Source organism: Aeromonas caviae (assembly GCF_000819785.1).
Lineage (GTDB): Bacteria > Pseudomonadota > Gammaproteobacteria > Enterobacterales > Aeromonadaceae > Aeromonas > Aeromonas caviae.
In genome coordinates, this window is the sequence record NZ_CDBK01000086.1 from 46,593 (window position 1) to 55,522 (window position 8,930).

Annotated in this window: 9 protein-coding genes; 4 read left to right on the forward strand and 5 right to left on the reverse strand. The window is 63.6% G+C overall.

Annotation, left to right across the window (positions count from 1 at the left end; translation table 11 throughout):
* Positions 1 to 89: 89 nt before the first annotated feature.
* The gene (locus BN1120_RS14040; RefSeq protein WP_042016561.1) at positions 90 to 1,841 is read left to right on the forward strand and encodes an ABC transporter transmembrane domain-containing protein; all 1,752 of its coding nucleotides are present in this window, start codon (positions 90 to 92) and stop codon (positions 1,839 to 1,841) included.
* A gap of 54 nt (positions 1,842 to 1,895) precedes the next feature.
* On the opposite strand, the gene BN1120_RS14045 is transcribed toward BN1120_RS14040, so the two are convergent.
* Positions 1,896 to 3,077, reverse strand: coding sequence for a hypothetical protein (locus tag BN1120_RS14045; protein WP_042016562.1), 1,182 nt, complete (start codon positions 3,075 to 3,077; stop codon positions 1,896 to 1,898).
* Positions 3,078 to 3,505: 428 nt separating this feature from the next.
* Here BN1120_RS14045 and BN1120_RS14050 point away from each other — a divergent pair, with 428 nt between their 5' ends.
* Complete coding sequence (locus tag BN1120_RS14050; RefSeq protein WP_010674883.1) at positions 3,506 to 3,979, forward strand: DUF4442 domain-containing protein; 474 nt, start codon at positions 3,506 to 3,508, stop codon at positions 3,977 to 3,979.
* Between the two features lie 38 nt (positions 3,980 to 4,017).
* Here BN1120_RS14050 and ybcJ read toward each other — a convergent pair whose 3' ends face one another.
* The 4 genes from ybcJ to BN1120_RS14070 form a co-directional block, all read right to left on the reverse strand.
* Positions 4,018 to 4,251 (reverse strand): ribosome-associated protein YbcJ, encoded by a 234-nt coding sequence (gene ybcJ, locus BN1120_RS14055; protein ID WP_010674882.1) that lies wholly within the window; start codon positions 4,249 to 4,251, stop codon positions 4,018 to 4,020.
* A 165-nt stretch (positions 4,252 to 4,416) separates the two neighbouring features.
* The gene (locus tag BN1120_RS14060) at positions 4,417 to 4,821 is read right to left on the reverse strand and encodes a MaoC family dehydratase (protein ID WP_042016563.1); all 405 of its coding nucleotides are present in this window, start codon (positions 4,819 to 4,821) and stop codon (positions 4,417 to 4,419) included.
* Entirely contained in the window at positions 4,818 to 6,605 is a 1,788-nt protein-coding gene (locus BN1120_RS14065; protein WP_042016564.1) for a class I poly(R)-hydroxyalkanoic acid synthase, read from the reverse strand. The genes BN1120_RS14060 and BN1120_RS14065 overlap by 4 nt, the downstream gene beginning before the upstream one ends.
* A gap of 95 nt (positions 6,606 to 6,700) precedes the next feature.
* Positions 6,701 to 7,051, reverse strand: a complete 351-nt coding sequence (locus BN1120_RS14070; RefSeq protein ID WP_039040883.1) for a phasin family protein — start codon at positions 7,049 to 7,051, stop codon at positions 6,701 to 6,703.
* Positions 7,052 to 7,354: 303 nt separating this feature from the next.
* Here BN1120_RS14070 and BN1120_RS14075 point away from each other — a divergent pair, with 303 nt between their 5' ends.
* Together BN1120_RS14075 and BN1120_RS14080 are read left to right on the forward strand one after the other, a co-directional pair.
* On the forward strand, positions 7,355 to 7,918 hold the full coding sequence (locus tag BN1120_RS14075; RefSeq protein ID WP_010674879.1) for a VC2662 family protein: 564 nt from the start codon (positions 7,355 to 7,357) through the stop codon (positions 7,916 to 7,918).
* 77 nt (positions 7,919 to 7,995) lie between these two features.
* The gene (locus BN1120_RS14080) at positions 7,996 to 8,751 is read left to right on the forward strand and encodes a DUF429 domain-containing protein (protein ID WP_042016565.1); all 756 of its coding nucleotides are present in this window, start codon (positions 7,996 to 7,998) and stop codon (positions 8,749 to 8,751) included.
* Positions 8,752 to 8,930 lie beyond the last annotated feature (179 nt).

The window sequence follows — 8,930 nt, forward strand, 5'->3', positions numbered from 1 at the left end:
GTTTCCTTCACCCCCCGCCCGGCTTCCGCGAGCGGAGAGGGGAGCAAAGAGAGTCAATTCCCGTGGAACCTTGCGCTGGAGGCCAGTCTGTGAATCCAACCATCAAACGGCTGCTCGCCTACTGCGCCAGCTACCCCCGCTGGCTGGTGCAGGCGGGCATCTGCCTGCTGCTCGCCACCGGCGCCGAGGTGGCGGGCCCCTTGCTCATCAAGCTCTTCATCGATGACTACCTGGCGCCGCGCCGGCTGGAGTGGGACATCATCGCCGCCCTTGCCGCCGGTTATCTGGGGCTGCAGGTGTTGTCGGCGGCCGGCTTCTACCTGCAATCCCTGCGCTTCAACCGCATCGCCCAGGCGGTGGTGCAGCGTCTGCGCGAGCAGGTGTTCGCCACCGCCATCCGCCTGCCTGCCCGCTATTTCGACAAGCACCGCTCGGGCTCCCTCATCTCCCGCATCACCAACGACACCGAGGCGATCATGAACCTCTATGTCCAGGTGATAGGGCTCCTGGTGCAAAAAGTGGTGCTCCTGTGCGGCATCCTGCTCTCCATGGCGCTGCTGGACTTGCGCCTGATGCTGGTGTGCGCCACCCTGCTGCCGGCGGTGGGGGCCGTGATGTGGCTCTACCAGAAACTGAGCGTGCCCGTGGTGCGGGCGACCCGATCCTTGCTCTCCGACATCAACAGCCGTCTCAACGAGTCGTTGCAGGGGATGCCGGTGATCCAGGCCATGGTGCAGGAGCGCCACTTCGCCAACGCCTTTGCCGGGGTGAACCAGCAGCACTGGCAGGCGCGGATCAAGAGCCTCAAGATCAACGGCATCCTGCTGCGCCCCCTCATCGATCTCTTCTACATGATGGTGCTCATCGGTCTGCTGGCCCTGTTTGCCCACGAGGGGCTGAGCACGGCGGGGGCCATCCAGGTGGGGGTGCTTTACGCCTTCATCAGCTATCTGGGGCGGATGATCGAGCCCCTCATCGAGATGACCAACCAGCTCAACCAGTTGCAGCAGGCCATGGTGGCGGGGGAGCGGGTCTTCGCCCTGCTCGATGAAACCCGCGAGAGCACCGACGGGGAGGTGCGCCCCCTGGAGGGACGGGTACGCTTCGACGGGGTGGGCTTCTCCTACGACGGGGAGCAGCAGGTGCTGCAAGATGTGAGCTTTGCCACCCGGCCGGGCCAGATGCTGGCGCTGGTGGGCCACACCGGCAGCGGCAAGTCCACCATCATCAGCCTGCTGATGGGTTTCTACCCCCTGGATCGGGGGAGCATCCACTTCGATGATCACCCCATGAACGACCTGGCCCTCTCGGCGGTGCGCCGCAGCATCGGCCTGGTGCAGCAGGATCCTTTCATCTTCGTCGGCACCCTGGCCGAGAACCTGCGCCTTGGGCGTGACGGCATCGAGGATGGGCGGCTCTGGCAGGCTCTGGAGGAGGTGCAGCTGGCCGATTTCGTGCGCCGCCTGCCCGATGGCCTGGCCACCCTGATGGAGGAGGGGGGCAAGAACCTCTCCGCCGGCCAGCGCCAGCTGCTCTCCTTTGCCCGCGCCCTGGTGGGGGATCCGCGCATCCTCATCCTGGACGAGGCGACCGCGAGCGTGGACTCCCAGACCGAGCTCGCCCTCTCCCAGGCGCTCTCGGCGGCGCGCCGTGGCCGCACCACCATCGCCATCGCCCACCGTCTCTCCACCATTGTGGATGCCGATGAAATCCTGTTGCTCTCCCGCGGGTGGGTGAGCGAGCGCGGCACCCACGGCGAGCTGATGGCGCTGGGGGGGCATTATGCCCAGCTGTTCGAGATGCAGAGCCAGGGGGCCTGGCTTGAAGAGAAACGGGCCTGAGGCCCACCTAAAAAAACAGCCGGCATCTGCCGGCTGTTTTTTTGACTGGCGGGGTTACACCGTGACCTTGCTGCGGCTGACCAGCTTGGGCTCCAGAGGCGGGAAGTCATCGTTGAAGAAGGTATCCGCTTCTTCAATTTGTGCCTTGCGCTGCTTCTGGATGAAGCTGTCGAAGTCGCGCTTGATCTCGGGATCCTTGAGCGCCTCGTAGTCGAACACGTTGGCGGCATAGAGGTAGTTGAAGTAGATGTCGACGAACTCGGCGCTGGCACAGGCGGAGGTGAACTTGCTGTTCTGGCGGTCGAAGTTGACGCGGTACTGCTTGATCTTCGGCACATAGACCAGCTCGTTGCCCACCTTGAACACTTCCACCGTGACCCCCACCGTGATGGTCTTGTAGAAGTCCTTGTTGTTCTCCACCCCGAAGCGGATGGCATCCCCCTGCTTTTGCAGGAACTTGTTGAAGCTGGCCAGCGCCGTGGTGCCCTGGCTCACCACCACGTCCATGATGAAGTTGATGAAGTCGGTGGCGATGCTGAGCCCCTTGATGTGGCGGCTGTAGCTCTGCTGATCGATCTTGCTCGGCCCCATCAGGGGGATCTTGGAGAGGGCCCTGGCCCAGAGATCCGCGTCCGTCTTGTACTGCTCGCCATAGGCTTCGGCGTAACGGTTGATGTAGGCGGTGACCACGGAGGTGATGGCGATGAGGTAGGCCTTCTGTTCCGCCAGCTTGGCCATGACGGCGGGATCGTCCAGCAGCTCGTTGGCCACGATGAACTCCACCAGGCCGTCCTTGTCGGCATAGGGATCATTGCCCACCGCCCGGACGGTGTCGGGCAGGTTGACGTCGTTGAAGAAGGCCTCGGCCTCGGCGAACTGATCATGGTTGCTCAGGCGGTTGGCCGGTGCCTCGCGCACCAGCTGGCAGAGCACCAGCTCGGCCTCGTAGTCCGACTCGCGCCACAGGGGGGCCTGCAACTGGTTGCCGAAGGTCTTCTTGTAGGCGAGGTTGAAGTCAAACAGCACCGAACTGCAGCCGCAATCCATGGCGAAGTCGACGGTGTAGCTCAGCGGCCCGGTGGGCAGGGGCTTGCTCATCTTCCCCTTGGCGCTGAGGTTGGCATAGCACTTGAGGTACTCCCGGCCAAACAGCTCGTAGGCACGGTTGTTGTTGAAGTTGAGCTGGAAAGTACCGGCGCTCTCGCCCCCGTTGAACAACTGTTGCACGTGACTCATCTCTCTATCCTTATGGTGAGATTGGTAGACGGGTTGACCCGGTGCCGAGTGGCTACTTCCGGGCCAGCAACAGCCTAGCGAGGGAGAGGGGGTTTGGTTACTGCGAATAATCCCAGTGGCGGGGGCGGGAACCTGGGCTAGCCCCCAGACGGGGAGTATTTCTCGTTGTGTTTCATTCGGATATGGCTGTCATGGTCCCGTCATCCGGGGCGGGACCTTGAAAAAATCCGGAAAAAGGGAAAGAGAGGGGCGACCCGGGGTCAGGAAAGGCCGGTTTTATCATTTGCCAGGCAAATAGAACCTGGCCATTGCATGAATTTTGCAAATACCCTTTGGGGGCCCGCTCACAGGGATGGCACGGGAGGCTTGTCTATCGGGATGCAGGCTGGCAACATTTGCGTCACATTCACTCATCGGATCAGTTTGCAATGGACCTGCAACGCCTCAAAGCCAACCTCGCCCTGCGTCTGTTCGCCTGGCGCTACATTCCCGTCATTGGTTTTTGTGCCCCCGTCATCGAGCAGATGGACGCCAGGGCGCTGCGCATCCGCATTCCGCTGGGCTGGCGCACCCGCAACCACCTGGGCAGCATGTATTTCGGGGCGCTCGCCACCGGTGCCGACCTGGTGGGGGGGCTCCTGGTCATGGAGAAGGGGCGGGCGCGGCGCAAGAAGGTGCATTTCGCCTTCAAGGATGTGCAGGGGGAGTTTTTGAAGCGCCCGGAGGGGGACGTGCAGTTTGATTGCGCGGCGGGGGAGCTTATCGACGCCATGATTGACGAGTCCCTGGCGAGCGGTCAGCGCATCAACCGCCCCATCCAGGTGGTGGCCACCTGCCCGTCGCGCAACGGCGACGAGGCCATGGCCCGCTTCGTGCTGACCCTCTCCATCAAGGCCAGCTGAAGGCCAGAGGGCGCTTGGCGCCCTTGTTCAAACCGGGATCAGAGGATCTCGGGGCTGACGCCTTCTTTCACGACTACCTTCATGCCGTTGAAGTTGACCACCTGCTCGGCGACTATCTTGCAGCGTTTGCGGGTCTCGACCTGACCGTCCACTTCCACCAGGCCCTCGGCGACCAGCGCCTTGGCGGCACCGCCACAATCGGCCCAACCCTGATGCTTGATCAGGTCACACAAGGCAACGAAGGGGTGACCTTCGAGCAGAAACGTCTCCATGGGAAATCCTCTAGCTGGATGAATGGCTGAAACAGCGGGGGCTCATTCTAGGCAGTTAGGCGGGGCAGGGAAAGGGCCCGGGCCCAATTGCCCCGAAAAAGGGGCGAGCACAGGCAAAAAAACCAGCCCGACCGGGCTGGTTGTGTCTCTGGGTGCCACTGGCGCTCAAGGGAGTTTTACCACCGCTTCCCCCGTCACGGCGAGGGCGCCGCCCTGGGTGAAGATGCGGGTGGCCAGGGTGGCGATGGGCTTGTCGCTTCGAAGGGCAATCACCTCCACCTCCGCCGTCACCTCGTCCCCCACGAACACCGGCAGTTTGAAGCCGAGGCTCTGGCCCAGATAGATGCTCCCTTTCCCGGGCAGTTGCTGCCCGAGGAGCCCGGAGAAGAGGCTCGCCAGCAGCATGCCGTGGACGATGGGGCGCTCGAACACCGTCGTGGCGGCGAAGTCCGGGTCCAGGTGCAGGGGATTGAAATCCTCCGAGAGGCCGGCGAAGGCCGCCACCTCGGCCGGGCCGAAGCGCTTGGTCAGGCGAGCCTTCTGGCCCACGGCAAGGGTTTGTGTACTCATACGAGCTCCTCTTCTTGCTTCCTGACGCCAGCAAACACCGGATTGAGCCGTACCTTGACGTAGCTGCCGGGGGCCGCCTCCAGCCCCTCGACAGGCTGCCGGGCGGGGACGGGCTCTGCCTCGTCACGGTCTTTGATAAAGCGCATCATCTCGGGCCACCAGGAGCCGCTCTGGTGGGTCGCCCCCGCCAGCCACTGCGCCGGGCTGTCCGCCTCGGCCCCGTTTTGCCAGAAGCCGTATTTGTTGGCATCCGGCGGATTGATGATGCCGGCGATGTGCCCGGATTCGGCCAGAATGAAGCGCCGCTCGCCCCCGAACAGCGCCATGCCCTGCCAGGTCCCCTGCCAGAGGGCGATGTGATCGTCCACGGCGGACACCAGCAGCACCGGGGTCTTCACCTTGGCGAGATCGATGCGGGTGTGGCGGATCTTGAGCTCCCCCTTCACCAGCTGGTTTTCCAGGTAGAGTCGGCGCAGCAGGCTGTTGTGGGTCTTGCCCGCCACGTTGGTGCTGTCGCTGTTCCAGTGCAGCAGATCGAACGCCACCGGGCTCTGGCCCTTGAGGTAGCTGTCGATGTAGTAGTTCCAGTAGAGGCTGTTCTCCCGCAGCAGACTGAAGGAGACCGCCAGCTGGCGCCCGTCCATGATGCCCCTGGCCTCGTTCTGCGCCTCGAGCGCCGCTATGATGGGCTCGTGGATGAAGATGCCAAGCTCCCCGGGCTGGGAGAAGTCCAGCAGGGTGGTGAACAGGGTGGCGCTGCGTACCCGCTGCTTCTGGCGCCGCGCCGCCAGCCAGCCCATGGCGAGTGACAATGCAGTGCCACCGATGCAGTAGCCGATGCCGTGCACCTCTCGCTCGCCGGTGGCCGCCTCCACGGCGTCCAGGGCGGCGATGACCCCGTCCACCACGTAGTCGTCGAGATCGACCTGCCCCTGTGCCACCCCCGGGTTGCGCCAGGAGATCATGAAGACCGTCTGCCCCTGGGCGACCAGCCAGGCCACCAGGGAGTTCTGGGGGCGCATGTCCATGATGTAGTACTTGTTGATGAAGGGGGGCACGACCAGCACCGGGGTCTTGCCCACCGTCGCCGTGGTCGGGCTGTACTGGATGAGCTCAAAGAGCTCGGTGCGCAGCACTACCCGGCCCGGGGTGGTCGCCAGATCCCGGCCGAGCTCGAAGGCGGACTCGTCGGTCAGGCGGATGTTGAGGTGATCGGCGCTGCGCTCCAGATCTTCGGCCAGGAGCGCAAGGCCGCGCACCAGATTCTGGCCGTCGGACTCCAGGGTGAGCTTGAGCAGCTCCGGGTTGGTGGCCAGGAAGTTGCTGGGAGCCATGGCGTTGACGTACTGGCGGGTGAAAAAGCGCAGTCGCTCCCGGCTCTTCTCGGGCACGCCCTCCAGGGTATCCACCGCCGCCAGCAGGTGTCTTGCGGTCAGCAGATAGGATTGCTTGAGGTAGTCATAAAGGGGTTGCTCGCTCCAGGCCTCGGCCTTGAAGCGGCGATCGCTGCGATCCGGGGTGATCACCGGCTCGCTCGGCTGGCCTGCACTCTTGAGCAGGGTGTGCTGCATCAGCTTGAGCTGATCCTGCCACCAGTTCATCTGGGACTGGATCAGCTGCCAGGGCTGCTGGCTGCCCTGCTCCAGCACCTGGCCCAGATCGTCCAGACTGGTCTGCAGCAGGGCCTGGGCGGTGCGCTCGGTCTGGGCTCTGGCCATGGCCAGCAGCTTGTCGTTGTAGTGGGCCAGGGCCTCGAACAGCGGGCCGTAAGATGATTGGCTCATGTGTTCTCCTTCACCCACGCCCGGGGCGGGCACTTGCCCGTTCTGTCGAGTCGTGGGGAGATGTGGCTGCCCGCAAGACGGGCAGCCAGGGGTTATCAGGCCTTGCCCGTGCTCTTCTTGATGCCATCTGCGGTCAGGGCATCCAGCTCTTCCTTGAACTGCTGGCCGAGGGCGCTGAGCTTCTGGATGTCATCCAGCATCTGGCGGGAGAGCTGGCTGGCGCTCTCCAGCTGCACGGTGCCGAGGGCCGCCAGGCTCTGGGCATCCTGCACCTTGCCGACGGCCTGCAACTGGTTGAGCCCCAGTTCGGCGTAGGCATTGGCGGACGCCAGTTGCAACCGGGTCAGCTGTTCGATGTTGCTGGCCAGCAGCTGGTTGTAGCGGGTGAGGGGGGCGGCAAAGCCTTGCATCTGCTCGGTAAAGCTCTTGATCACGTCCATATTCATCATGGGTCTCCGGTTCGGCAGAACACTGTTTTTGCGGGTCAATCGACCCTTCTTGCGGGTACAGCACGTCATCCCTGTGTCACGTGTTGTTTGCTCTGTTCAAACACACGTTTGAGCATTCTGCAACCAATCCACCTTTGGTGTAAATGACATAAATGTTAGTTTCTGTTTGAATTTTCCAATCCACCGAGAGAGCCATCCCCGGATTCAGACGAGAGGTGACGCAGGGAAAGGGTCGGGGTCTCGTCCCTCGGGGCCTGCGCTGGTACCCTTGAGCCACACCCTCTTCACAAGGAATCCCCGATGAAACCGTTCGCCCTGCTGCTCGGCTGTGGTGCCCTGACCCTCGCCGGTGTCGCCCAGGCCAGCACGCCGGTCCAGATCTCCCTGCCCGGTGTCAACCTGCCCTCGTCCAATCAGGTGGAAGGAGCACGGGCTTCCTTCCTCTACGGCCGCACCGGCCAGGTAAAGGGGATCGATCTGCCGGTGTTCGCCCTCTCCGATGTGGATCAGTTCACCGGCCTGCAGCTTGGTGTGTTCTTTGGCGCGAGCCGGGTGCGCCACCAGTTTGGCGGGGTCGCCATCAACGCCGTCAACTGGCACGAAGGGCAGGATACCGGCCTCAATCTGGGCTTCGTCAACCTGACCAACAATGTGAAGGGGCTCAACTGGGGGGCGGTCAACATCGCCCAGGGCAATGCCCTGGCCAACGTCGGCTTCGTCAACTATGCCGAACGCACCACCTTCCAGCTGGGGTTCGTCAATGCCACCAAGCACCTGGACGGCTTGCAGATTGGCCTGGCCAACTACGCCGAGAACGGCATCTTCCCCATTCTGCCCCTGATCAACTTCAAGAAATCCTTCTAGGGGCCAACTTGCCCTTGCTTTAGGAGGGGCAGCCATTACCCTGTGCTCCATCAAGGCTGCACAGAGGTAACAGGGGCATGACAACGGAACACATGGACGCCATCGGCATCGGCTGGGATGTGAGGGGTTGGCAGGGCAATGCCCAGGCGGTGGCGGTGGTGGGTTGGCAGGCCCGGGAGTCCCGTCTGCACTGGCTCGGGATCTCCCCCCTGTTTCGGCTGAGCTCCCGGGTCACGCCGGATCTGGATGCCCTGCTGCGCCCGGCCCTGCAAGACGAGGTGGCGCTGATGCAGGTGCTGGCCTGCCCGCGCCTTGCTCTCGGCATCGATGCGCCCCTGGCCTTTCCCCGCGCCCTCGCCGATCTGCTGGCGGGGCGGGGGAGCGGCTTTCCCGTGCCTCAGCGGGAGATTGACAACCCTTACGCCTACCGGGATTGCGAGCGCTGGCTCCATCAGCATTATGGCAAGAAGCCCCTCTCCGCCACCTTCGACAGGCTCGGCAACAACGCCACCCTGGCCCTCTCCATGCTGCCGCGTCTCGGGGATCTGCAACTGGTGCCAAAACAGGCGAGGGCTGCCGGGCGCGCGGTGCTGGAGGTCTATCCCGCCCTGGCCAAAATGGGGGGCAAAGCCTCTGCGGTGCGGCCCGAGCTGCAACCCCACCTGCCGGTGTCCCTCATCCCTGGAACGGATCCCTATGATGCCGCGCTCTGCGCCCTGATGGCCCTGCAATATGCGGCCGAAGGGGCCGTCACCTCGCTGCCTGCCCTGGTGGACCTGCCGGACGAGATGGCACCGGACGAAGGCTGGGTCTACCACTTCGCCCGGGATTGAGACGCCCAAGGGCACTGCGCTCCCTCTGATGACTGCTGGCGACTTGCTGTCGCCACTGTGTATGGCTTGCCGTTGCCACGGTGTCAGGCAAGGGCAGGCCGCGTTCGTCCTGTGATCTTCCGACGTCCCCTTGACCCTTGCCATTGTTGCCTTATTTTGCGACTGCCGACTGCCGACTG